Source organism: Streptomyces sp. 35G-GA-8 (genome assembly GCF_023534745.1).
In the GTDB taxonomy this organism is placed as follows: Bacteria; Actinomycetota; Actinomycetes; order Streptomycetales; family Streptomycetaceae; genus Streptomyces.
Genome location: NZ_JAMHJQ010000008.1, coordinates 20,879 through 43,448 on the forward strand (window position 1 = coordinate 20,879; position 22,570 = coordinate 43,448).

17 protein-coding genes are annotated in these 22,570 nt (G+C 72.1%); 8 read left to right on the forward strand and 9 right to left on the reverse strand.

The annotated features are described in order from the left end of the window. Window positions 1-27 precede the first annotated feature (27 nt). The 3 genes from M1203_RS19050 to M1203_RS19060 form a co-directional block, all read right to left on the reverse strand. Window positions 28-957, reverse strand: a complete 930-nt coding sequence (locus M1203_RS19050) for a hypothetical protein (RefSeq protein ID WP_249950958.1) — start codon at window positions 955-957, stop codon at window positions 28-30. A 484-nt stretch (window positions 958-1,441) separates the two neighbouring features. Further along, window positions 1,442-2,986 (reverse strand): hypothetical protein, encoded by a 1,545-nt coding sequence (locus M1203_RS19055; RefSeq protein WP_249950959.1) that lies wholly within the window; start codon window positions 2,984-2,986, stop codon window positions 1,442-1,444. Between the two features lie 60 nt (window positions 2,987-3,046). Further along, window positions 3,047-3,757: a GntR family transcriptional regulator gene (locus M1203_RS19060; protein WP_249950960.1), complete on the reverse strand. Its 711-nt coding sequence runs from the start codon at window positions 3,755-3,757 to the stop codon at window positions 3,047-3,049. Between the two features lie 144 nt (window positions 3,758-3,901). Between M1203_RS19060 and M1203_RS19065 the strand changes: the two genes are divergently transcribed. The 6 genes from M1203_RS19065 (at window position 3,902) to M1203_RS19090 (ending at window position 11,202) form a co-directional block, all read left to right on the forward strand. After that, window positions 3,902-5,200, forward strand: a complete 1,299-nt coding sequence (locus tag M1203_RS19065) for an MFS transporter (protein ID WP_249950961.1) — start codon at window positions 3,902-3,904, stop codon at window positions 5,198-5,200. 4 nt (window positions 5,201-5,204) lie between these two features. After that, window positions 5,205-5,969: a LamB/YcsF family protein gene (locus tag M1203_RS19070; protein WP_249950962.1), complete on the forward strand. Its 765-nt coding sequence runs from the start codon at window positions 5,205-5,207 to the stop codon at window positions 5,967-5,969. After that, window positions 5,966-6,661 (forward strand): allophanate hydrolase subunit 1, encoded by a 696-nt coding sequence (locus tag M1203_RS19075; RefSeq protein WP_249950963.1) that lies wholly within the window; start codon window positions 5,966-5,968, stop codon window positions 6,659-6,661. Before M1203_RS19070 ends, M1203_RS19075 begins: the two co-directional genes overlap by 4 nt. Beyond that, window positions 6,658-7,563 (forward strand): biotin-dependent carboxyltransferase family protein, encoded by a 906-nt coding sequence (locus M1203_RS19080; RefSeq protein ID WP_249951298.1) that lies wholly within the window; start codon window positions 6,658-6,660, stop codon window positions 7,561-7,563. Before M1203_RS19075 ends, M1203_RS19080 begins: the two co-directional genes overlap by 4 nt. A gap of 155 nt (window positions 7,564-7,718) precedes the next feature. Then, window positions 7,719-9,707, forward strand: coding sequence for a hypothetical protein (locus tag M1203_RS19085; RefSeq protein WP_249950964.1), 1,989 nt, complete (start codon window positions 7,719-7,721; stop codon window positions 9,705-9,707). A gap of 7 nt (window positions 9,708-9,714) precedes the next feature. After that, window positions 9,715-11,202 (forward strand): ABC transporter substrate-binding protein, encoded by a 1,488-nt coding sequence (locus tag M1203_RS19090; protein ID WP_249950965.1) that lies wholly within the window; start codon window positions 9,715-9,717, stop codon window positions 11,200-11,202. Window positions 11,203-11,209: 7 nt separating this feature from the next. Here M1203_RS19090 and M1203_RS19095 read toward each other — a convergent pair whose 3' ends face one another. The 6 genes from M1203_RS19095 to M1203_RS19120 all read right to left on the reverse strand — a co-directional run bounded on the left by M1203_RS19095 (window position 11,210) and on the right by M1203_RS19120 (window position 20,326). After that, window positions 11,210-14,812 (reverse strand): hydantoinase B/oxoprolinase family protein, encoded by a 3,603-nt coding sequence (locus M1203_RS19095; protein ID WP_249950966.1) that lies wholly within the window; start codon window positions 14,810-14,812, stop codon window positions 11,210-11,212. Then, entirely contained in the window at window positions 14,809-15,792 is a 984-nt protein-coding gene (locus M1203_RS19100) for an SGNH/GDSL hydrolase family protein (RefSeq protein ID WP_249950967.1), read from the reverse strand. The genes M1203_RS19095 and M1203_RS19100 overlap by 4 nt, the downstream gene beginning before the upstream one ends. Continuing rightward, window positions 15,789-16,982, reverse strand: a complete 1,194-nt coding sequence (locus M1203_RS19105; RefSeq protein ID WP_249950968.1) for a glycosyltransferase — start codon at window positions 16,980-16,982, stop codon at window positions 15,789-15,791. The genes M1203_RS19100 and M1203_RS19105 overlap by 4 nt, the downstream gene beginning before the upstream one ends. Further along, window positions 16,979-18,097, reverse strand: a complete 1,119-nt coding sequence (locus tag M1203_RS19110; protein ID WP_249950969.1) for a glycosyltransferase family 1 protein — start codon at window positions 18,095-18,097, stop codon at window positions 16,979-16,981. The genes M1203_RS19105 and M1203_RS19110 overlap by 4 nt, the downstream gene beginning before the upstream one ends. A gap of 186 nt (window positions 18,098-18,283) precedes the next feature. Continuing rightward, window positions 18,284-19,702 carry a HEAT repeat domain-containing protein gene (locus M1203_RS19115; protein WP_249950970.1) on the reverse strand — a complete coding sequence of 473 codons (1,419 nt, stop codon included), beginning with the start codon at window positions 19,700-19,702 and terminating at the stop codon, window positions 18,284-18,286. A gap of 231 nt (window positions 19,703-19,933) precedes the next feature. Beyond that, the gene (locus tag M1203_RS19120; protein ID WP_249950971.1) at window positions 19,934-20,326 is read right to left on the reverse strand and encodes an ankyrin repeat domain-containing protein; all 393 of its coding nucleotides are present in this window, start codon (window positions 20,324-20,326) and stop codon (window positions 19,934-19,936) included. Between the two features lie 252 nt (window positions 20,327-20,578). On the opposite strand from M1203_RS19120, the gene M1203_RS19125 reads away from it, so the two are divergent. Together M1203_RS19125 and M1203_RS19130 are read left to right on the forward strand one after the other, a co-directional pair. Next, a complete protein-coding gene (locus tag M1203_RS19125; protein WP_030355560.1) occupies window positions 20,579-20,773 on the forward strand; it encodes a hypothetical protein in 195 nt (64 codons plus the stop codon). A gap of 38 nt (window positions 20,774-20,811) precedes the next feature. Further along, complete coding sequence (locus tag M1203_RS19130) at window positions 20,812-22,539, forward strand: hypothetical protein (RefSeq protein ID WP_249950972.1); 1,728 nt, start codon at window positions 20,812-20,814, stop codon at window positions 22,537-22,539. Window positions 22,540-22,570 lie beyond the last annotated feature (31 nt).

Sequence of the window (22,570 nt, forward strand, 5' to 3'; positions counted from 1 at the left end):
CTCGTCGTGGTGGGGGGTCGGTCGGATTCAGGCGTGGAACGGCAGGCCGGCGTCGGCGGCCAGCTCCAGATCGTCGCCCTCGGGCGGCGGCAGCAGGGTGGCGGAGCCGTCGGTGACGGGGACGACGCCCAGCTCAAGCAGCTCGGCCATGGCCGCGTGGCCCGCCATGTCGCGGACCTGGAGCTGGTAGCGGGCGGTGGTGCGGTAGGCGCCGCCGGCGTCGTCGCCGGTGCGCTGGAGAAAACCGGACTCGGTGAGGAACGCGACGGCCTTGCCGACGATGCCGGTGGTGGAACCGGCCAGCCTGCGAGCGTCCTTGGTCGCGCCCGTGGCGCTGCGCCGGGCGTAGATCCGCCACGCCGCTTCCAGTCCTGGCTCGCCGGTGGACGGGTCGGTGTTCTCCCCCTCCTCCTCGGCACGCTCCTCCAGCCGACGGCAGGCCTGCCGTACGAACGCGTCGACGCCGTTGACCGTGATCCGGCCGATGTATCCGTCGTCGGCGAGATCGGCGGGGCGGGGGAACGCCATGGCCGCGACGGCGAGATGGGCGAGGCCGTGCAGGAAGCGGTCGGCGGAGTCGGTGGCGGCGCGGCGGGCGTAGTCGCCCATCCGGACCGCGAACACCGAGTCCTCGCCCGCGGTCACGGCCATGCCGGCGCGGGGGGAGACCTCCAGGACGACGAGGCCGAAGCCGGTGGCGATGGCGTCGGCGACGCGGGCGAAGGCGGGGTCTTCGCGGTAGCGGCGGAGCAGCTCGGCGTACTCGGCGTCGCGGGCGGGGAGCAGTTTGGGCTGGAGCCCGAAGGAGACGAGGCGGGCGGCGTCGGCGGCGTCGGCGGGCGTTACGGCCGCGGGTGTCGCGGGTGCGGGTGCGGGTGCCGTCGCGGTCTCGGCCGTCGCGTCGGCGTCGCCGGTCTCGGCCCACGCGGCGGGGTGCTCGGCGTGGTGGTCGGTCACGGTGTCTCCTCGTGCGGGTGCGGTGCGCTGTGCGGGTGCGCTGTGCGGGTTGCGGTTGTCGTGGCTGGTGCCGGGGGCCGGGGCCTCCGGAGGTACATGTCCGGACGGCATGATTTACGGCGCGACCCTGGCCAGACGATGGTTCGGGCGTCCGCGCGCCACAAATCACGCTTTAGTGTCCGGACACGCACCTCCCACGACCCCGACCCCCTCCCGCCCGTGGGCGCACTTGCCCTCGCGGTCGGCCGGGCCGCTTGTGCGGGCGGTGAAGGGGGGCGCGCAGGGGTCGTGTCCGGGACGTAGAGCGTGATTTGTGGCGCGCGAACGCCCGTCTCCTGACTGTGGCCCGTTGCGCGCCGTAAATCATGCAGTCCCGGGCGCGAGCCCGGAGCGACCACCGGCAACAACCCGCACACCACCACCGGCCCCCGCCGAAACGAACCCCGGCAACAACCCGCACACGAAAACCGGCCCGAGCCACAACTCACCCGCCCCCGCCCCGCACCGCGCCCAAGCGGCCCGCGCCCAAGCGCACCGTGCCCACGATCAGGTCCGCCCCGCCGAACTCCCAGTCGTCCAGCCGCGTGCCGTCGTCCACCGCGAACAGCAGGCTCTCCTCCCCCTGCCGGTACGCCGTCCCCACCGGCGGGCTCGCCGCGTGGATGGCCAGCAGGGCCACCAGATACGGCAGTTCGGGATCGCGGCGGCGTGCCTCCGCCAGCAGGCCCGAGAGGCGGCGCGGGGCGTCGTGCTCCAGGGTGAGCAGTTCTTTCGCGCTCGCCAGTTGCTCCTCGCTGAAGCGGCTGTCGTCCGGGGTCGCGATCAGGTCCGGTTCCGGCATCTCCGCGCCCAGGTGTTCCCGCTCGACCGGTGGCGTCAGCAGCAGGTCGATCAGGTCGCCGACGCGGACGGAGACGGGCGTGCGCAGGCCGGTGCCGTGGGCGAAGAACGCGTCTGTCACGGGGGTCGCGCGCTCGACGGGGAGCGGCAGCAGCGGGGCGAGCAGTTGTCCGTACAGGTCGAGGCCCGTGTGGGCGGTGGGCCTGGCGAAGGCCTGCCGGTCCTGCTCCGCGCGGAAGAGCGGGCCCGCCTCCAGCAGCCGGGACTGGAGCTGGGTGTGCCGGCGGATGCAGTCCTTGACGATGTCGACCAGCTCGGCCGCGCGCCGCTTGTGCTCGGCGGTCCTGGGGTCCGCGCCGGTCTCGGCCTCGTCGCGTGCCTTGCGGATATTGGTCAGGATCGCGTTCTCGTGGCGATACCGGTCGGCGACATGGTCGAGGGCTTCGTCGATCAGGTCCGGTACGGCGTTGAGCCAGTCGACCGCGCGTACATTGCGGCGGGTCGCCTCCAGTGTCCTGCGGAGCGTTTCCGCGTACTGGACGGTGCGGTATCTGGCCTGTTCGGCGGCGAGTTGGGCGTCGGCCAGCCTGCCGCGGTTGATCAGCACTTCGAGCTTGACCTCGGCGGCGATCTGCGCGCTGGTGACGTCCGTGTCGAGCGCGCCGACCAGGACGTTGACCGCTTCGTCGGTGGTCCGCAGGAAGACGCCGCCGCCGTGTCCGGGGACCTCTTCGATGAGCTTGAAGTCGTAGTCCCTGCGGGTGTAGACGCCGTCGGTGCCGAACGTGCCGTAGACCGCGCGGAATCCGCGGTCCACGCTGCCGACATTGATCAGATTCTCCAGCACCCAGCGGGCGACCCGCTCATGCTCCGCGACCGGGCGGCGGGGCGCCTGCGCGGCGACGCGCGGCAGCAGTCTGGACACGATCTGCTCGTGGTCGGCGCCGGTGTCGAAGTCCATGTTCAGCGTGACCAGGTCGATGGCCGAGAGGGCGATCTCGGCCATCGCGTATATGGAGTACTCACCCGCGAGATTGGCCTTGCGGGTGTCCAGGTCGTGCAGCGGCGCGGTGCAGGCGAGCGCGCGCAGCCGCCGCGCGAGCCCTTCGTCGGCGGCCGGGCCCTGTGCGGGTCGCGGCCCCGCGCTGAGCTGGGGCGGCACGAAGTCCGTCGAGGCAGGCGAAGTCACGCTGCACAGATTATGTCCTCGCACTGACAACGGGCCAAACGGTGCGGAAGCGGTCCCGCCTCACTCCGTCCCGTCCTCGGCGACGAGCCTCGCGTACACCTCCACAAGCTGCTCGCGCGAGTCGTCCAGATACGTGGCGAGCATCCGTTCGGTGCCTTCCCTGTCACCGGATCCCAGGGACTCCACGAGCTGCTGGTTCCGTACGAGGTACGGCTCGTGCAGCAGGCGCGGGTCGTCCACCACATGGAAGGCGAGCCGTAGTTCGGCCAGTACGGCGCTCATCAGTTCGTCGGTGCGTACGCTGCCCGCCAGCGCGACCAGTTCACGGTGGAAGTGGATGTTCGCCGTCGAGACGCCCTTCCAGCGCCCCTCCCTGGCCGCTCGTCGGCCGTTGGCGACCGCCTTCTCCACACCGTCGAGCGCGAACGGGGGTTCGCCGAGGCCGCGTACGACGGCGCATTCGATCAGCCGGCGCGTGCGGTAGATGTCCTCGACGTCCTCGACCGCGAGCACCCGCACGAAGACCCCGCGGTTGAGTTCATGGACGAGCAGCCGCTCGTGCGTGAGCAGCCGGAACGCCTCGCGCAGCGTGTTGCGGGAGACGACCAGCGCCTTGCCGATGGACTCCTCCGAGAGCCGTTCGCCGGGCTGGAAGAAGCCCTCCGCGATGCGCGTGCGCAGGATGTCCGCCACCCGCTCCGCCGTGCTGGTACGGCCCAGCAGGGGGCGGTCGTCCGCCAGCTCGCCGAGTTCGGTCCCGCTCGTCGCCACAGTGCCCTCTTCCGTCTCCGTTCGCGTACGGACTCATCGTAGAAGCAAGAACGAAACAACAAGAGTCTTGTCGGATCGTTGAACAATCCCCTACGGTCTTCTCAGCTCACGGTCCCAGCACACTCCCCTTTCTGCGAGGTGCAGATGAGCATCACCCAAGCACGTCTGAGCAAGGACGGACCTCCCGAGGACAACGGCGCGTTCGCCTGGCTGCGGGCCCTGGGGCCGCAGGGGCGCCGGGCATTCGCCGGCGCGTTCGGCGGCTACGGCCTGGACTCGTACGACTTCTTCACGCTGCCGCTGTCCATGGTGGCGATCGCCGCGTACTTCAGCCTCGACAGCGGCCAGACGGGGCTGCTCACCACCGTCACCCTCGTCGTCTCCGCCATCGGCGGGGCGATCGCCGGGGTGCTCGCCGACCGCATCGGCCGGGTCAAGGCCCTGATGATCACCGTCATCACCTACGCGGTCTTCACCGTGCTCTGCGGATTCGCGCCCAACTACGAGACGCTGCTGGTCTTCCGCGCCCTCCAGGGGCTCGGCTTCGGCGGCGAGTGGGCGGTCGGCGCGATCCTCGTCGCGGAGTACGCCTCCGGCAAGCACCGCGGCCGTACGCTCGGTGCCGTCCAGAGCGCCTGGGCGGCCGGCTGGGCGCTCGCGGTCATCGTCTACACGCTGGTCTTCCAGTTCCTCGACGCGGACACCGCGTGGCGCGTGATGTTCTGGACGGGCGCGCTGCCGGCCCTGCTGATCGTGTACGTACGACGGAATGTCCACGACGCTCCCGAGGCCGCCGCACAGCGCCGCGAGAGCGCGCGGAAGGGCTCGTTCACCGCGATCTTCCGCAGGGATCTGCTGCGTACGACGTTCTTCGCGACGCTGCTGTCCACCGGCGTGCAGGGCGGCTACTACACGCTCGCCACCTGGGTGCCGACCTATCTCAAGACGGAGCGCGGCCTCACGGTGGTCGGCACCGGCGGCTATCTGACGTTCCTGATCAGCGGGGCCTTCATCGGCTATCTGACCGGTGGCTATCTCACCGACCGGCTGGGCAGGAAGAAGAACATCGCGCTCTTCGCGGTCCTGTCCGCCGTCGCCATCCTGGCCTACATCAATATCCCGGCGGGGGCGGACGGACTGCTGCTCGTCCTCGGATTCCCGCTCGGCTTCTGCATGTCGGCCATCTTCAGTGGCTTCGGCTCGTTCCTCAGCGAGCTGTATCCGACGGCGGTACGCGGTACGGGCCAGGGCTTCACCTACAACACCGGGCGGGCCGTGGGCGCGCTCTTCCCCACTCTCGTCGGATTCCTGGCGACCAGTTGGGGAGTGGGGGGTGCCCTGGTCTTCGGAGCGGTCGGTTACGGTCTCGCCGTGGTCGCGTTGCTCGGGCTGCCCGAGACCCGTGGCCGCGAACTGCTCGTATCCGAGCCGATCGGAAGGTGACTCCATGACCTGGGCGTCCATCGACCTCAACGCCGACCTCGGCGAGGGCTTCGGCCACTGGCGGCTGACCGACGACGAGCAACTGCTCTCCGTCGTCACGAGCGCCAATGTGGCGTGCGGTTTCCATGCCGGGGACGCGGCCACCATGCGGCGGGTCTGCGACTGGGCCGCCGAGCGCGGGGTCCGGATCGGCGCCCAGGTCTCGTACCGCGATCTGGCCGGCTTCGGCCGCCGCTCGATGGAGGTGCCCGCGGACGAGCTGGCCGCCGAGACGGCGTACCAGATCGGCGCGCTTGAGGTGTTCGCGAAGGCGGCGGGCGCCCGGGTCTCCTATGTCAAACCGCACGGCGCCCTCTACAACAGAGTCGTCCATGACGCGGAGCAGGCCGAGGCCGTGGTGGAGGGCGTCCTGCTGACCGGTGAGCGGCTGCCGCTGCTCGGGCTGCCCGGCTCCCTGCTCCATGACGTGGCGGAGAAGGCCGGACTGCCCGTCGTCACCGAGGCGTTCGCCGACCGGGCCTATACCTCGGAGGGCACGCTCGTGCCGCGCGGGCAGGACGGCGCCGTGATCACGGATGCCTCGACGGTGGTGGAACGGTCGGTCTCCATGGCCCGGTTCGGCGTGGTGACCTCCCTCTACGGACGGCCCGTCGGCGTCCGTGCCCGCTCGCTCTGCCTGCACGGCGACACCCCCGGCGCGGTGGATCTCGCCCGCCGGGTGCGCCGTCGGCTGGAGGCCGCCGGTGTCCGGGTGGAGTCCTTCGTATGAGGGCGCTGCCGGTGGGCGACCGGGCGCTCCTCGTCGAACTGGCCGACGGCGAGGAGACGGCGGCGTTCCACGCCGAGTTGCTGCGCCGCCGCGCCGCGGGCGCCCTGCCGCCGGTGCGGGAGATCGTCCCCGCCGCGCGGACGGTACTGCTCGACGGCCTGGCGGATCCGGCGGGCTTCGCCGCGGGGCTGGCCGGCTGGCGGTCCGAGGCGCCGGACGTGCGGGTACCGGACACCGTGGAACTGCCGGTCAGCTACGACGGTCCGGATCTGGCCGAGGTCGCCGCGCTGTGGGGCGTGCCGCCCGAGGAGGTGGCGCGGATCCACTCGGCGGCCGAATTCCGGGTCGCCTTCTGCGGTTTCGCGCCGGGCTTCGGCTATCTCACCGGGCTGCCCGCGCGGTACGCCGTACCCCGCAGGCCCACTCCCCGTACCGCCGTCCCCCCGGGGTCGGTCGCTCTCGCGGGCCCGTACACCGGGGTGTACCCGCGCTCCTCACCCGGCGGCTGGCAGCTGATCGGGACGACGGACACCGTCCTGTGGGACCCGGAGCGGGTGCCGGCGGCGCTGCTGGCACCCGGGACGCGGGTGCGCTTCGTGGCGACACCCACAGCGGCACCCACAGCGACAAGCACGGCGACACCCACGCCGACGACCACAACGACGACCACGGCGACGGCGGCCGGCCGATGACGGACCGGGCGCTCTCCGTCGTACGGTCAGGGGCGCTGACCACCGTGCAGGACCTCGGCCGGTACGGGCATGCCCATCTGGGGGTGCCGCGCTCCGGTGCCCTCGATCCGCCCGCCCTGCGACTGGTCAACCGGCTGGTGGGCAATCCCGAGGGAGCCGCTGCGCTGGAGACGACGCTCGACGGCTGTGCGGTACGGCCGCGTTGCGCGGTGACCGCGGCGGTCACCGGGGCGCCGTGCCCGGTTCTGGTCGACGGGCGTCCCGCCCCCTGGGGCGCTCCCGTGCGGGTTCCGGCGGGCGCGCTGCTGGAGGTGGGGAGGGTCGTCTCCGGGGTCCGGAGTTATGTGGCGTTCGGCGGCGGGGTGGCGGTGGAGCCGGTGCTCGGCAGCCGGTCGACGGATCTGCTGTCCGGTCTCGGACCGGCGCCGCTGCGTAACGGTACGGTCCTGCCGCTGGGCCCGGTGACCGGGCGCGCGGCGCCGGTCGACGGGGTGCCCACGCCGGCCCCGCCCGCCGAACTGGTGCTGCGGATACGGCTCGGGCCGCGCGACGACTGGTTCACGAGCGCGGCCCTGCGCACGCTGGCCACGCGCGTCTACCGGGTGTCGGCGGCGAGCAACCGGATCGGGCTGCGCACGGAGGGCCCGCCCCTGGAGCGTGCCGTCGCCACCGAGCTGCCCAGCGAGGGCATGGTGACGGGCGCCGTGCAGGTGCCGCCCGACGGCCGACCGCTGGTCTTCCTCGCCGACCGCCCGACGACCGGCGGCTATCCGGTGATCGCGGTCGTGGCGGAGCGCGATCTCCCGGCGGCGGCGCAGGCCGCGCCGGGCACGCCCGTGCGGTTCGTCGTGGTACGGCACCGGTCCTCCGGGCGAAGCCCCGATGGCGGTCGGCCGGCCTGAAAGTGGCCGACGGGGTCACGTACGCGGCGGCCCGGTCCCGGCGCGTTCCCCCGTACTTCTCATCAACCCCCGTAAAACCAGCAGTAGTTGTAAGGCTCTCCGGTAGACTTGACGGTATCGCCCCACTTGTGCGGGCGGATGGCTCGGGGGGGCTGATGCGCGTGACGGAGTCCGGAGTCCGCATGGGCCTCAGGGGCCGTAACGGGATCATCTCCCTCGTCGACGAGTGTCTGCGACAGCCGCCCACCGCGGAGCGGCCGGTGACGATGCTGCTCGGCCCGCGCGGCAGCGGTGCCAGCGAGGCGCACAGCGCGCTGATGGAGCAGTTCGGCCCCGAGAGCCCGTTCGCCTATGTCAATCTCGCCGCCGAGCACGGGCTGTTGCCGCGCTACGGTCTGGGGCTGCTCGCCCGGCAGCTCGAACGGAAGCTGCCGCGGTACCGCCGCTCCCACTTCCCCCGGCTGACCCTCGGGCTGCTCGCCTCCGACCATGATCTGCGGATGACCAGCCTGGCCGAGGGGCGGCGCACCATCCGGCGGGAGCTGGACGCGTTCCAGGAGCGGGCCGAGGCCCGGTACGGCGACTATCTGGCCGCCTTCTTCGAGGTGGCCGGCGGCGCCGTGGGGGCCCCTGACGGCGCGTCGACCGCGGCGCTCGCGCTGCTGCGGGACGCCCTGCGGCGCGGCCGTCGCCGGCTGCCCGGCCGTAAGTTCACCGCGAGCGCCGCGTGGTACGGCGGCCATCCGCTGATCCGGAGTCAGGACCCGTGGGAGGCGCTGGTCGAGCTCAACCTCTGGCGGCACGACGGCGACGCGGAGGACGAGGAGCGACTCGACCGCGTGCTGTTCTCGGCGTTCCTGGCGGATCTCCGGGGCAACGCGGACCACTCGTTCATGCCCCGCTCGTATCTGCTGCTGCTCGACAACTCCCATTCGGAGTACGGCCGTCGCTTCCTCGATCTGCTGATCCGCGCCCGGCACGACGACACCGTGGTGGCGGGGCTCTCCTGCGATCCGCTGACCATCGTGGCCAGCGCCAACCGCTGGCTGCCCCGCTGGGGTCCGGCCACCGGCGATCAGTGGCCCTGGCAGCTGCGCGGCCCGGACCGGGCCTCGCTCACGGACTGGAGCGAGCACCGGCCGACCCGCGACAGCGACGACACCTGGTGGTATCCCCTGCGGCTGCGGGACCTCAACCTCGACGAGGTCCGTATCCGTATCGAGCTGGAGCTGCGCCGCCACCCGGATCTGGCGCCCTTCACCCGCCTCGCTCCCTTTGTGCACCGGCTGACCTGCGGGCTGCCGAGCGCGGTGCACCAGGTCCTTGAGGTGCTGCGGCACTCCGGCGTACCGGCCGAGGACGGCCCCGAGCAGGACCGCTGGCTGCGGGGACTGCCCGACCGGACGCTGCGCGAGGGCGAGGAGACGATCACGCTCGCCGACGCCGCGCTCGACCATCTGCTCCAGGGCATCGACGAGCCGCGGCGCGCCACGCTCGCCGAGTGCGCCGCCGCGCGTGATCTGTCGATCGGCACGCGGGTGCTCAGCCCCGGGGACTCGCTCTTCGGCGAGATGCGGGCCCGCTGGCTGCTGCTCGGTCCCGGCGGTGTGACACCGGCTCTCCACCCCTGGCCACGGCGGCTGCTGCTGTGGCGGCTGGCCCGGCGCCCCGACGACTGGGACACCGTGCACGAACTGCTCGCCGAGCACTTCCGCTCGCTGGGGCGCACGGTCCAGGAGATGTACCACCGGCTGGCCTGGGGCCGGATCGACGAGGTGACCGCGTATCTCGTCGGGCGCTTCCCCGGAGTACCGGCGGCGCAGTGGATCAGTGAGTTCAACGCGATCACGGCGGCGCCCAACCGGCTCGTCCCCTCGGGCGGTCCGCTGGATCTGCTCGCCGGGCTCGCGCCCGCCGAGCCCGGCGAGGCGGTCACCACCGCGGCGGTGATCCGGGAGCTGATCATCACCCGCTGGGTGTGGAGCGATCCGCTCGCCGATCCCGGGATGCGGCTGAACGATCTGATCGCCGACGGGTTCAACCAGCTGTCGCGGCTGCGCAGGAACGATGTCGTGGCGCTGTTCAACGAGGCGGAGCGCTACCGCCACTGGCGCCATCCGCTGACGTCCACGAGCGAGGGGTGAGAGTGGGATGCGCAGACTCGAATGGCCGCTGCACATCGTGCGCCGCGTGGTGATCGGCGTGGTCGTCGTCGCCGTACTCGCGGTGGCGGTCCCGCTGGGCGTCCGCTGGATCGGTGAGGTCAGGGCCCGGTGCGCCGACGGTGTCGTGGAGCGGGGCGAGGACAGGGAGTGCGTCGGTGTCACCGACGGCTCGTACCACTTCACGGAACGTCTCGCCGAGGTGATGAAGAAGATCGAGCACGAGAACGACGAGGTCAGCAAGGAGGCCGAGAAGGAGCCGTATGTCAGCGTCGCGTATCTGACCTCCTTCACGCTCACCAATGACGACAGCAACTCCGAGGACTCGGTACGCCATGAGCTGGAGGGCGCCTATCTCGCGCAATACCGGCACAACCGCGGCGATCTCGCCTCCTCCCCCAAGATCCGGCTGCTGATCGCCAACTCCGGCAGCAGCTCGGCACACTGGGAACACACCGTGGACGAGCTGATCGACCGGAAGGACTCCCCCGACAAGCTGGTGGCCGTCACCGGTCTCGGCCCCAGCACCGACCGGAATCTGGCGGCGCTGAAGGAGCTCTCCGCGAGCGGCCTCGCCACCGTCGCCAGCACCATGACCGCGACCAATATCCAGGACATCACCGACTTCGTGCGGGTCTCGCCCACCAATGTCGACGAGGCGTACGCCGCGGCGGCCTATCTGAAGCGGTCCACCGAGCTCCGTACGGCGGTGGTCGTCCAGGACGCCGCCGAGAGCAATCTGTACGCCGACACCCTGGGCACCGCCTTCACCGACGCGTTCCCCGACGAGAAGACCGGCCATCGGCTGGTGGCGGAGCGGATGACGTTCGACTCGTCGGTGCCCGGGGGCGCGTGGAAGAACGAGCTGCGCTTCTTCCCCGCGCAGCTGTGCGACACACGGCCGCAGGTCATCTACTTCGCGGGCCGCGGCCGGCATCTCACCAACTTCCTCGATGCGCTGGCCAATCGCAGCTGTACGGACCACACGTTCACGGTCCTCGCCGGTGATGACACCTCGAACCTGGACCGGGAGCAGATTGCCCACGCCGTCAAGACCGGTGTACAGGTCTTCTACACCGGCCTGGCCCACCGCGACATGTGGCGGGCCGATCCCGGGCGGGTGTCCGAACAGTCCGCGCGGTACTTCCAGGAGGGCGGTCTGCTGGACGAGTGGTTCCCGGGCGACGACCGCTACGACGGCCAGGACCTCATGGCCCATGACGCGGTCCTGACCGCGACCGAGGGGGTACGGATGGCGGCGAGCGGCCCCGGCGCGGTGACCGGACGCACGGTGGGCCGGATGTTCCAGCAGATGAACGGACCGCAGCGGGTGGCCGGGGCGAGCGGCTTCATCTCCTTCCAGAGCAATGGAAATCCGCGCGACAAGGCCGTCCCGATCCTCAGCCTCAACGCGCAGGGCCGCGCCGAGCTGGTCGAGGTCTCGTCCGCCGAAGGCAAGCCCTCCGAGGGGCAGTGACCCGGTGTCAGCGGGGCGCCGTCCCGTAGCCGCCCCCGCCCGGCGTCCGCATGACCAGGACGTCGTCGGGGCCCATCTCCGCCGAGTCGACGCCCCGCAGCCGCGTGACCGTGCCGTCCGCGCGCTCCACCGCGTTGTTCCCGAGCGCGCCGGGTCCGCCGCCCGCCATGCCGTACGGCGGGACCCGGCGGTGGCCGGTCAGCAGGGTGACCGTCATCGGTTCCAGGAAGCGCAGCCGCCGTTCGACGCCTTCGCCGCCGTGCCAGTGTCCGCCGCCGCCGCTGCCTTCCCGTACGGCGAAGGCGTCGACCCGTACCGGATAGCGCCACTCCAGGACTTCCGGGTCGGTGAGCCGGGAGTTGGTCATATGGGTCTGTACGGCGTCCGCGCCGTCGAAGCCGTCGCCCGCGCCGGAGCCGCCGGCCACGGTCTCGTAGTACTGCACCCGGTCATTGCCGAAGGTGAGGTTGTTCATGGTGCCCGAGCCCTCGGCCTGGACTCCGAGGGCGGCGTACAGCGCGCCGGTGACGGCCTGCGAGGTCTCGACATTGCCGGCGACGGTCGCCGCGGGAGGGGCGGGCGCGAGCATCGACCCTTCCGGTACCCGTACGTCCAGGGGTTCCAGACAGCCGCTGTTGAGCGGGATGTCGTCGGCGACGAGCGTGCGGAAGACATAGAGCACGGCCGCCATCACCACGGACTTGGGCGCGTTGAAGTTGCCGGGCAGCTGGGGTGAGGTGCCGGTGAAGTCGATGACGGCGGCGCGCGCTTCCCGGTCGACCCGGACCGCGACCTCGATCACCGCGCCCCCATCGGTCTCGTAGCGGTACGAGCCGTCGTGCAGCCCGGCGACGATCCGGCGTACGGACTCCTCCGCGTTGCGCCGTACGTGCCCCATGTACGCCTGGACGACATCGGTGCCGAACTCGTCGGTCATACGGCGCAGTTCGGCGATGCCCTTCTCGTTCGCCGCGATCTGGGCGCGCAGATCGGCGAGATTGGTGTCGGGGTCCCTGGAGGGGTGGCGGGCGGTGGTGAGCAGGTCCCGGGTCTCGGCCTCGCGCAGCCCACCGTCCCTGACGAGCAGCCAGTTGTCGAAAAGCACGCCCTCCTCGTCGATGGTGGTGCTGAAGGCGGGCATGGAGCCGGGGGTGATGCCGCCGATCTCGGCGTGGTGGCCGCGCGAGGCCACCAGGAACTCCAGCGTCTCGCCCTGTTCGTCGAAGACGGGCGTCACGACGGTCACATCGGGCAGATGGGTGCCGCCGTGGTACGGGTCGTTGATGGCGTACACGTCCCCGGGCCGCAGCCTGCCCTCGTTGCGCCGGAGCACTTCCTTGATGGATTCGCCCATCGATCCCAGATGGACGGGGATATGGGGCGCGTTGGCGATCAGATTGCCGTCGGAGTCGAAGAGCGCGCAGGAGAAGTCCAGCCGCTCCTTGATGTTGACGGAGTGAGCGGTGTTCTCCAGGCGCACGCCCATCTGTTCGGCGATGGCCATGAAGAGGTTGTTGAAGACCTCCAGCAGGACGGGGTCGACGTCCGTGCCGACCGCCACCCGCGTGGGGCGTGGCCGTACGCGGGTCAGCAGCAGATGGCCCCGTTCGCCCGGGGCCGCCCGCCAGCCCGGTTCGACGACCGTCGTGGCGTCGGCCTCCGCGATCACGGCGGGCCCGGTGACGGTGTCGCCCGCGCGCAGATCCTCGCGGCGGTACAGCGGGGTGTCCTGGACCCGGCCGCCGGTGAACATCCCGACGGTCGCGTACGGTCCGCCCGTGCCGGCCCCGGTGGACGGCGTCGGCGCGTACGGGGCGTGCGGGCCCGAGGTACCGACGGCCTCGACCGATACCGCCTCCACCACCAGTGGTTTGTCCATGGTGAAGGCGTAGCGCGCGAGATGTTCGGCCACGAAGGCCGCGGTCATGGCCGCGACTCCGTCCAGGGGGACGGGCAGGCTCGCGTCCGTCCCCGCGTAGCGCAGCAGCACGCGCGCGCGGGTGGTGATGGCCTCGTCGGGGACGGAGTCGGCGCGCAGCTCGGCGCGGGTGCGCTCGGCGAGCGCGTCGCACAGTTCACGGACCCGGCGCAGGGCCTGTTCGGTCAGCTCGGCCTCGACGGAGTGCTCCCGCATGGCGGTGGCGTCGGCGAGCCCAATGCCGTATGCGGAGAGCACTCCCGCGAGCGGCGGCACGATCACGGTGTCCACGCCCAGCGCGTCGGCGACCGCGCAGGCGTGCTGGCCGCCGGCGCCGCCGAAGCTGGTGAGGGCGTAGCGGGTGATGTCGTGGCCGCGCTGTACGGAGATCTTCTTGACGGCGTTGGCCATGTTCAGGACGGCGATCTCCAGATAGCCGGCCGCGACCTCCTCCGGGGTGCGGCTGACGCCGGTGGCCTCGCGTACCTCCTCTGCTCGGCGCGCGAAGCGCTCCCGTACGACCTCCACGTCGAGCGGCTGGTCGCCGTGGGGGCCGAACACGGCGGGGAAGTGGGCCGGCTGGACGCGGCCCAGCATCACCTGCGCGTCGGTGACGGTGAGCGGGCCGCCGCGCCGGTAGCAGGCGGGGCCCGGCACGGCGCCCGCCGAGTCGGGGCCGACGCGGTAGCGCTGTCCGTCGAAGTGCAGCACGGACCCGCCGCCCGCCGCGACGGTGTGGATGTTCATCATGGGGGCGCGCATCCGCACCCCGGCGACCTGGGTGCCGAGTTCGCGCTCGAACTCGCCCGCGTAGTGCGAGACATCGGTGGAGGTGCCGCCCATGTCGAAGCCGATGACCCGGCGGAAGCCCGCCTGTCCCGACGTACGGGCCATCCCGACGACCCCGCCGGCCGGACCCGACAGCACGGCGTCCTTGCCGCGGAAGTGCGCGGCCTCCCGCAGCCCGCCGTTGGACTGCATGAACATCAGCCGGATGCCCTGGAGTTCACGGGCGATCTCATCGACATAGCGGCGCAGGATCGGGGAGAGATAGGCGTCGACGACGGTGGTGTCGCCGCGTGGTACCAGCTTGATCAGCGGGCTGACCTCATGGGAGCAGCTGACCTGTGTGAAGCCCGCCGCGCGCGCGGCGTCGGCGACGGCGCTCTCGTGCGCGGGATGGCGGTAACCGTGCATCAGGACGACGGCGGCGCTGCGGAAGCCGTCCTCGTGGGCGGTGCGGAGGGCGTCGGCGACGGTGTCCGTGTCGAGCGGCCGTACGGTGGCGCCGTGCGCGTCGACGCGTTCCGGGACCTCGATGACGCGTTCGTAGACGGCTTGGGGCAGCACGATATGGCGGTCGAACAGCCGGGGCCGGTTCTGGTACGCGATCCGCAGGGCGTCCCGGAAGCCCTCGGAGATGAGGAGGACGGTCGGCTCACCGCGCCGCTCAAGGAGCGCGTTGGTGGCGACGGTCGTCCCCATCTTGACGACATCGATCCGGTCCGCGGGCATCGGATCGTCGGGACCGAGGCCGAGCAGCAGCCGGATGCCGGCCACCGCCGCGTCCTGGTATCTCTCCGGATGGTGCGAGAGCAGTTTCCGTGTGACCAGCTCTCCGTCGGGGCGCCTGCCCACCACATCGGTGAAGGTGCCGCCCCGGTCGATCCAGAATTCCCAGCGCCCGGTCATTCCCCCATTCTGGCAAGGGGAGCGCCAGGAGACAGCGCGGCGAGCGCCCGGGAGAGGGCGAGTTCGGCGTGCAGATCGAGCCGGGCTCCGGTGCCGCGGGCCCAGTGCGCCACCTCGTCGCCCGCCAGCCGCAGCAGTTCGGGCAGGAGATCCCGGCAGCGGCGGGCCACCCATCCGGTGCCCGAGGTGGCGAGCCAGAGCAGGGTGGCCGCGCGGCTGGGCGGCAGCTGGTCGGTCTCAAGCGAGGGCTCGGGCCCGAGGGCCAGTCCCCGTTCGGCGAGCAGCGCGTGGAAGCGCGCGGCGATCATCCGGTGCCCGCGCTCGGCGGGGTGCAGCCGGTCCGCGCTCCACAGGGACCGGTCGGCGACCCAGGACGCCTCCGCCATGTGCAGATGGACGGTGTCGTGGCGCGCCGCCAGGGCGTGGACGACGGCGTTGACGGCGCGCTGCCGCCGGGCGAGGGGCATGGCGAGCGGGGCGGGCAGCCCGAGCATGCTCCCCGGGTCGGGCAGGCAGGTGGTCAGCAGGACGGTGCCGCGTGCCGCGAGGGCGCCGCAGACGCGGTCGAGGCGCAGGGCGAGGTCCTGTATGTCGAAGGCGCGGCGCAGGGTGTCGTTGACGCCGACGACGACGGAGGCGATGTCGGGGGCGAAGGAGACGGCCGCGGGCGTCTGCTTCTCCTCCACATCCCGGGTGAGCGCGCCGCTGACGGCGAAGTTGTGGAATCGTACGCCCGTTCCCGGGTCGCCCACGCCGGCGCCGAGCAGCGCGGCCCAGCCGCGCCATCCGCCGTCGACGGGGTCGCCGATCCCCGCGGTGAGCGAGTCACCGAGAGCGGCGTACCGCAGCGTCCGCGGCGGCGCGGCGGTATCCGGAACGTGGTCCCGCTCCTGGTCCTGGTCCCGCCACTTGTCCTGCTCCTTGTCCTTGTCCTGGGCCGCGTCCGCGGGCAGTGCGCCTCTGTCCGCCTCCGTCGTCATCTCGCCTCTCCCTCCGGGTGGTGAACCTGCTGGGCCTGCGACGGGACCTTGTTCAGCATCGATACGTCGAGCGGGACGTCGTGGGCCGCCAGGAAGGCGGCAACGGCGTTCTCCCAGCTGAAGAGCTCCGCGCGGGCGCGGGCCGCGGCCCGGCGTGGCCCCTCGGGGCGGGCCATGAGCTCCTGGATCGCGTCGGCGAAGGCCGCCGCGTTGTCCCGGGCCGCGATACCGGCGTCCCCGATCACCTCGGGCAGCGCCGACGACGCGCTGGCGACGACCGGTGTGCCGCAGGCCAGCGCCTCCAGGGCCGACAGCCCGAAGGTCTCGGCAGGTCCCGGTGCCAGACAGACGTCCGCGGTGGCCTGGAGATCGGCCATCGCCGCGCGGTCCGCGACATGGCCGAGGAAGAGCGCGGGCAGCCGTTCGGCGCGGGCCCGGCGGACCAGCCCGGCCCGCAGGGGACCGTCACCGGCGACGACCAGCACCGCGGGCACGCCCCGCTTCCGCAGCTCTGCGAGCGCGTCGAGCGCGGTGCCCGGCCGCTTCTCCACCGACAGCCGGGAGCCGAGTACGAGCAGCACTTCCTCGGGGCGCGCATACCGGGAGCGCAGCTCCGCACTGCGCCGCTCCGGCGTGCACCGGCGCAGGTCCACGCCGAGCGGTGCGCGCACCACGTTGCGGGCCCCGATCCGCAGGAACTCCCGCTCCGCCCACTCGGTGGTGCAGACGATCCGCGAATACGCCCAGGCGGTGCGCAGATTGAGCCGGTCGGCGGCGCGGGCCGCGGCGACCCCGGGCACGCCCCAGGTGCGCAGCACTCCGTCCGCCGTCTCGTGGGACACCATCACGGACGGGATGCGGTGGCGGCGTGCCCACTCCCCCGTCCAGCGCAGGGTGGTGCGGTCGGAGACTTCGAGCCGGTCGGGCCCGATCCGTTCGAGTACTTCCCGCAGCCGCCGCCGCGCGCCCAGCACCCGGTATCCGCCCGTGCCGGGCAGTTCCGGGCCCGGCAGGGTGATCACCCGCCCCTGCGAGGTGTCCTCGTCGGACTCCCGCTCCCCCGGCACGATCAGCACCGGTTCGTGCCCGGCCGCGAGATAGCCGCTGCCCAGCTCATGGAGCGCGGTGCGCAGTCCGCCCGAGGCGGGCGTGACGAAGTTGGCCAGTCGTACGATCTTCAGCCCGGTCACGCGACCACCGCCGTACGGGCGCCGAGCACCTCGGTGTAGTGGTCGAGCAGCTGGTCCCCGACGACGGCCCAGGTCCTGCCCTCGACGGTGGTGCGCGCCGCCTGTCCGTAGGCCGCGCGGAGCGCGGGGGCGAGGGCGAGTTCCTCCACGGCCGCGGTGACGGCGTCGGTGTCGTGCGGGGTGACCAGCAGTCCGGTGCGTCCGTGGTCGACGAGGTCGAGCGGTCCGCCGGCGGCGGGCGCGATCACCGGCACCCCGCTGGCCATGGCCTCCTGCACGGTCTGGCAGAAGGTCTCGTAGGGGCCGGTGTGCGCGAACAGGTCGAACGAGGCGAAGGTCCTGGCCAGTTCGTCGCCCGTCGAGCGGCCGAGGAAGACCGCGCCGGGCAGCGCCCCGCGCAGCGACGTCTCGCTGGGGCCGTCCCCGACGATCACGACGCGGACGCCGGGCAGCCGGCAGACCCCGGCGAGGAGTTCCACATGCTTCTCGGGGGCCAGCCGGCCGACATAGCCGACGATCAATTCGCCATGGGGCGCGAGGCGTCGGCGCAGCTCCTCGTCGCGCAGTTCGGGCCGGAACCGCTCGGTGTCGACACCTCGCGGCCACAGCCGCACGCGGGGGATGCCGTGCTCGGCGAGATCGTTCGCGGCGGCGCTGGAGGGGGCGAGGGTGAGATCGGCGGCGGAGTGCACGGCGCGGATCCGTCGCCACGCGGCGGCCTCGCCCGCGCCCACATAGGTACGGGCATAGCCCGCGAGGTCGGTCTGGTAGACGGCGACGGCGGGGACGCCGAGCCGGGCGGCGGCCGTCATGCCGCGTACACCGAGCACGAAGGGCCCGGCCAGGTGAACGATCTCGGCGCGGTGCGCGGTGATGGCCGCGGCGATGCGCCGGCTGGGGAGCGCCACCCGCACCTGCGGATAACCGGGCAGCGGGAGTGAGGGCACGCGTACCACGGGGCACGGTGCGTCGATCTCGGCATCACCGGCGACCGCCGGGGCGATAACGAGTGGATCATGACCGCGGGCGACGAGATGCCGGGCGGTCTGGAGGGCGCAGTGGGCCACCCCGTTGACATCGGGCGGGAAGGATTCGGTGACAATGACGACACGCATATCCGTGTTGTCGTCCCACCGAACGTGTCCCTGCCAACGTGGATCTTTCCGCGTGGGGAACGTCCCGTGAGCATTGGACGCGGGACGTTCCCCGGACACGACGAAGGCGCACAGACGGTACGGACCGACTTACGGAGCGAAGGTTTCCGGCCGGATGCGACGGCGGGCGGCGATGGCCGCCGGGTCTCACCGCGCGGCGGCGTCCGGGCCCATCCTGCTGCGTACGGCGGTCTGCACCTCGGCTTCCTCGGCCGGATCGGCGGCCAGCCGCCGTAGCCTTTCCGCCACGCGCGCGTCAACGGTCTCGGCGTGCAGCGCGGCGACTTCCCGGGTGGTCTCCTCGCAGTCCCACAGGCATTCGACGGCGAATCCGGTGGCGTAGGAGGGATCGGTGGCGGCGAGCGCACGCGCCGCCCGGCCGCGCAGATGCGAGGAGGCCGTCTCGCGGTAGACATGGCGCAGCACGGGTGCGGCGCAGACGATGCCGAGGCGTCCCGCGCCGTCGACGAGGGTCCACAGCCGGGGGGTGTCCGGGCCCTCGGACCGTACGGCCTCCCGCAGCGCGCCGAGGACCAGCGCGGTGTCCTTCGTACCGCCTCGGCAGGCGAGCACCCCCGCGGCGGACGCGCCGAGCGCGTCGGGCCTGTGCACCCAGCCGCGGGCCCGGTCGACCGCCTCGTCGCCGCACATCCGCTCGAAGGCGGCGACGGCGGCGTCGGCGACGGTGCGGTCCGGGCCGCCCGCCGCCGCTTCGATCAGATCGAGGACGACCGGGTCACGGACCTCGGCGAGATAGTGCAGCGCCGCGCAGCGTGCGCCGTCGGGGCCGTTGCGCGCGGCCTCGACGATCAGCGGGCGGTCGTCGGGTCCGGCGACGGCGGTGAGGCAGCGGGCCGCGGGCCCGTGCATCTCCGTGCCACGTTCCAGGGCCTGCTGCGCCCAGTCGAAGACGGCCCGCACGCTCCAGCCGGGGCGCGGACCGCTCGGTCGCAGCTGCCGCTGCCAGCGGTCGAACGAACCCTGTTCCCGGGCGGCCCTGATCCGCGCGCCGACCGAGGGCCGTGGATCGTCGGCCCACAGCCGCCAGGGCCGGGGCTCGAAGGCGTCCCGTACGGTCGACGCCAGCTCGGCGTCGCCCTCGGGTCCCGCCGGGAATCTGGCGAGGATCGGCACGGCCAGGGAGCGCAGCCCCGGGTCGTCGTCGCGCAGCGCCAGCTCGTCCAGGGCCCAGGCCCAGTTGGCGCCGGTCGCCGCGTACCGCCTGAGCAGGTCGAGTGCGTCGTGCCTGCCGTACGCGGCGAGATGGCCGAGCACGGCGAGCGCGAGCCCGGTCCTGGACTCCTCGGTGTCGAAGTGGTCCTCGGTCCGGAAGAGATGGTGGTCGATGGCGTCGAGGCCACCGTGGAGATCCAGATACAGGCGTGCGTAATAGAGCGAACGGTTCTCGACCTGCCAGTCGTGGCGGGGGTCGTTCAGTACGCAGTGGTTGAGGGCGGCGAGCGCCTCGGCGCGGGGTGCCGCGAGCGCGTGCAGCGTGCCGTCGCCGCGGCCTCTCTGCAACAGCCCCAGCAGAGTGCCGCTCGGCGCTATGACTGGATCGAACATGGGGAAAGCCTCACATCAAGCTGTCGACGCAACCGGGGGTGCGACCGGGGGACGTGGCACCCTTCTGGCCCTAGACCGTGCGGCGACATGATCGGCCGACCGTCGTCTTCCGCTTAATGCAGACCATCTTCCCTGCCTCTCGTCGGTGACCCGTTGTTGCGGGCCCGACGTCATGATGACCCAGCCATTTCGCCACCGCGACCACATTTACGACGTCTCTCACCCGGGGCATCACTGGGCGCCGAACAACTCCAGAAGGTCCGTCTTCCCAAACATTCGCGCGGTATCCACGGCGGAGGGGTTTCCTCCGGATGGATCCGCGCCGCCGGCCAGCAGCGCGCGGATCACGGCGTCCTCGCCCTTGAAGACCGCCCCGGCGAGCGGGGTCTGGCCGCGGTCGTTGACCCGTCCGGCGTCGGCGCCGCGTGCGATCAACGCCTTCACGGCCTCGGCGTGGCCGTGGTACGCGGCGAGCATGACGAGGGAGTCGCCCCGGTCGTTGGTGAGGTTCGCGGGCACACCGGCGTCGACATAGGCCGCGAGCGTCTCGGTCTCACCGCGCCGGGCCAGATCGAAGACCTTGGTGGCCAGCTCGACCACTTCGGGATCCGGTGTCTCACTCATCGGTGGACCGCCTTTCAGGCCGGCTCACACGCCGGCTCGCACGCCGTTGACCTGGTCCGCACGGCCTGGGCGCCGTACGAGTAAACCGAAAGGGTACTGCGGACCGGGCCCCGCACGGGCGCCACCGCGCTCCCTGGGCCAGCACAGTGAAATACCTGGCATTTCACTCATTTGCACCTTTTATCGCATAGATACTTTCGGTGATCCTGGAAGAACTCATGGTGACTGTCCCCTCAAACCAGGAGAATTCTCATGATTCTGTCCATGTCAGGCGTGGTGCTGCTCGGAATCATCGTCTTCCTCTTCTTCCGCAAGGACGGACTCAAGGCTTCGCACGCCATGGTCTGCGCCCTCTTCGGTTTCTATCTCGCGGGCACGGCCATCGCGCCGAGCATCACGGCCGGCGGCGCGAGCCTCGCCGGGCTCATCGGCGGGATCAAGTTCTGACGCCCGCCCGCCCCCTTCCGCACCATCAGGAGACAGACGTGGCCCGGCGACCACTCCCCCGCATTCTGACCAGCGGCAGCGCCCAGATCGCCCGCAGTCGCGAGCTGGCCCGCACGGCCGCCGACAGCGCCACCGATGTCCTCCATCCGCTGATCACGGTCTCCCGCGGTCTGCGCATGCTGGCCGCCTCGGGGCGCCAGAAGTGGGCCGGCACCCCGAAGGACCGGCGCGGTCCCGCGCTGTTCCTGGTGGCGGCCTGCGTTCTGGTCGTCGCGCTCATCCCGTACGGGCCGCTGCTCGGGCTGATCGCGCTGATGGGCGTCGCCGGCTGGAAGGGACGCGACACCACTCCCGTACCGACCGGACCCGACGACACGGAGATCAAGCGGCTCCAGTCCCTCTACGAGGCGCTGGTGCCGTACTTCGCCGTACCGGAAGACCCGAATCCGCTCTACTCCCACGGCGGCGCCTGGGGTACGGCGTTCGACGACCACGCCTTCGACACCGGCGGACGGCTCACCCGGCTCCAGCTGAGATATCCCCCCTACTTCCCCGACAGCGATCCCGACGTGCGCGCCCGGATCGAGCAGCTGCTCCAGGCCAAGTGCGGGCGCGGACGCGAGTACCTCTTCGCCTGGGAGGAGGAGGCCAACGAGCTCACGGTCACCGTGCTTCCCGCGCTGTCCACCGCCATCGCGGCCCAGCCCTTCATCAGCGCCCCCGGTGAGACCGTGCTCGGCTTCACGGACGACAGCGTGGTACGGCGCACCGTCCCGGTCATGGTGAACGGCGAGAGCCGGGACGAGCCGCCGGTGCTCTGGCGGACGGGACCGCGCTCCACCGAGCCGCATCTGCTGGTCATGGGTCCCCCCGGCAGCGGCGCCACCAGCCTGCTGCGCTCCCTGGCGCTCCAGGCCGCCCAGCACGGTGAGGTGCTGATCGTGGAGGGCGGCGGGACCGGCGAGTTCGGCTGTCTGGCCGGGCGTACGGGCGTGCTGGCCGTGGAGTGCGGAGTGGCCGGGGCGCTGGCCGGTCTTGAATGGGCCGCCAGCGAGACGGAGCGCCGGCTGATCGCCGCCAACCGGGCCGGACAGTCGGGTCATCCCGCGCCCGAGGACACCAAGCGCCCCCTGTGGATCCTGCTGGACCGGCCGAGCGTCTTCGGTCATCTGGCCGCCGCCGAGGGACGGCCCGATCCGCGGGAACTGCTCCAAGTACCGCTGCGGCACGGCAGATCCGCCCATGTGACCGTGGTCGTGGCCGACCAGCTCGACGCTCTGGACACGCTCGGCGAGGCCGTACTGACCCACACCCGCGCGCGGGTGATCCTCGGGGCCGCCACGCCCGCGCAGATCGAGGCGGTGCTCGGCGCGCCGCCGCGCACCACACTCCCGGCGGAGGTCCCGCCCGGCCGGGGGTACGCGCGGCTCGGCACCGGGCCGATGCTCAGGCTCCAGGTGCCGGCGACGCCCGACCCGTACGACGACGGTACGAGCGAAGCGCACCGCCGCGCCGTCCTCGGGCTGCTGCCGGAGCGCCCCCCGGCGGTCGCGGCGCCCATCGAGGACCGGGCCGTCGAGGACCGGAACGTCGAGGACCGGAAAGCCCACGCCGGGTCCGGCGGCGACCGGACCGCCGAGGACCGGTCCGCCGTGGAACGCGGGGCCGCGCGGTCGGTCCCCGACCAGGAGCGCGACCCGGGCCACGGGCGCGCGGGGTTCCCCGCTCCTGGGCCGGTCGGCGCCGCCGTACCCGCCGAGGGCTGACGCGCGGCCCTGGACGAGTGAGCCCGAAGTC

What these genes read in the sequence shown, in the direction of transcription:
- M1203_RS19065 (WP_249950961.1), top strand. Translation starts at nt 3,902, where the DNA reads ATGAGCATCACCCAAGCACGTCTGAGCAAGGACGGACCTCCCGAGGAC.
- M1203_RS19070 (WP_249950962.1), top strand. Translation starts at nt 5,205, where the DNA reads ATGACCTGGGCGTCCATCGACCTCAACGCCGACCTCGGCGAGGGCTTC.
- M1203_RS19075 (WP_249950963.1), top strand. Translation starts at nt 5,966, where the DNA reads ATGAGGGCGCTGCCGGTGGGCGACCGGGCGCTCCTCGTCGAACTGGCC.
- M1203_RS19080 (WP_249951298.1), top strand. Translation starts at nt 6,658, where the DNA reads ATGACGGACCGGGCGCTCTCCGTCGTACGGTCAGGGGCGCTGACCACC.
- M1203_RS19085 (WP_249950964.1), top strand. Translation starts at nt 7,719, where the DNA reads ATGCGCGTGACGGAGTCCGGAGTCCGCATGGGCCTCAGGGGCCGTAAC.
- M1203_RS19090 (WP_249950965.1), top strand. Translation starts at nt 9,715, where the DNA reads ATGCGCAGACTCGAATGGCCGCTGCACATCGTGCGCCGCGTGGTGATC.
- M1203_RS19095 (WP_249950966.1), bottom strand. Translation starts at nt 14,812, where the DNA reads ATGACCGGGCGCTGGGAATTCTGGATCGACCGGGGCGGCACCTTCACC.
- M1203_RS19100 (WP_249950967.1), bottom strand. Translation starts at nt 15,792, where the DNA reads ATGACGACGGAGGCGGACAGAGGCGCACTGCCCGCGGACGCGGCCCAG.
- M1203_RS19110 (WP_249950969.1), bottom strand. Translation starts at nt 18,097, where the DNA reads ATGCGTGTCGTCATTGTCACCGAATCCTTCCCGCCCGATGTCAACGGG.
- M1203_RS19115 (WP_249950970.1), bottom strand. Translation starts at nt 19,702, where the DNA reads ATGTTCGATCCAGTCATAGCGCCGAGCGGCACTCTGCTGGGGCTGTTG.
- M1203_RS19120 (WP_249950971.1), bottom strand. Translation starts at nt 20,326, where the DNA reads ATGAGTGAGACACCGGATCCCGAAGTGGTCGAGCTGGCCACCAAGGTC.
- M1203_RS19125 (WP_030355560.1), top strand. Translation starts at nt 20,579, where the DNA reads ATGATTCTGTCCATGTCAGGCGTGGTGCTGCTCGGAATCATCGTCTTC.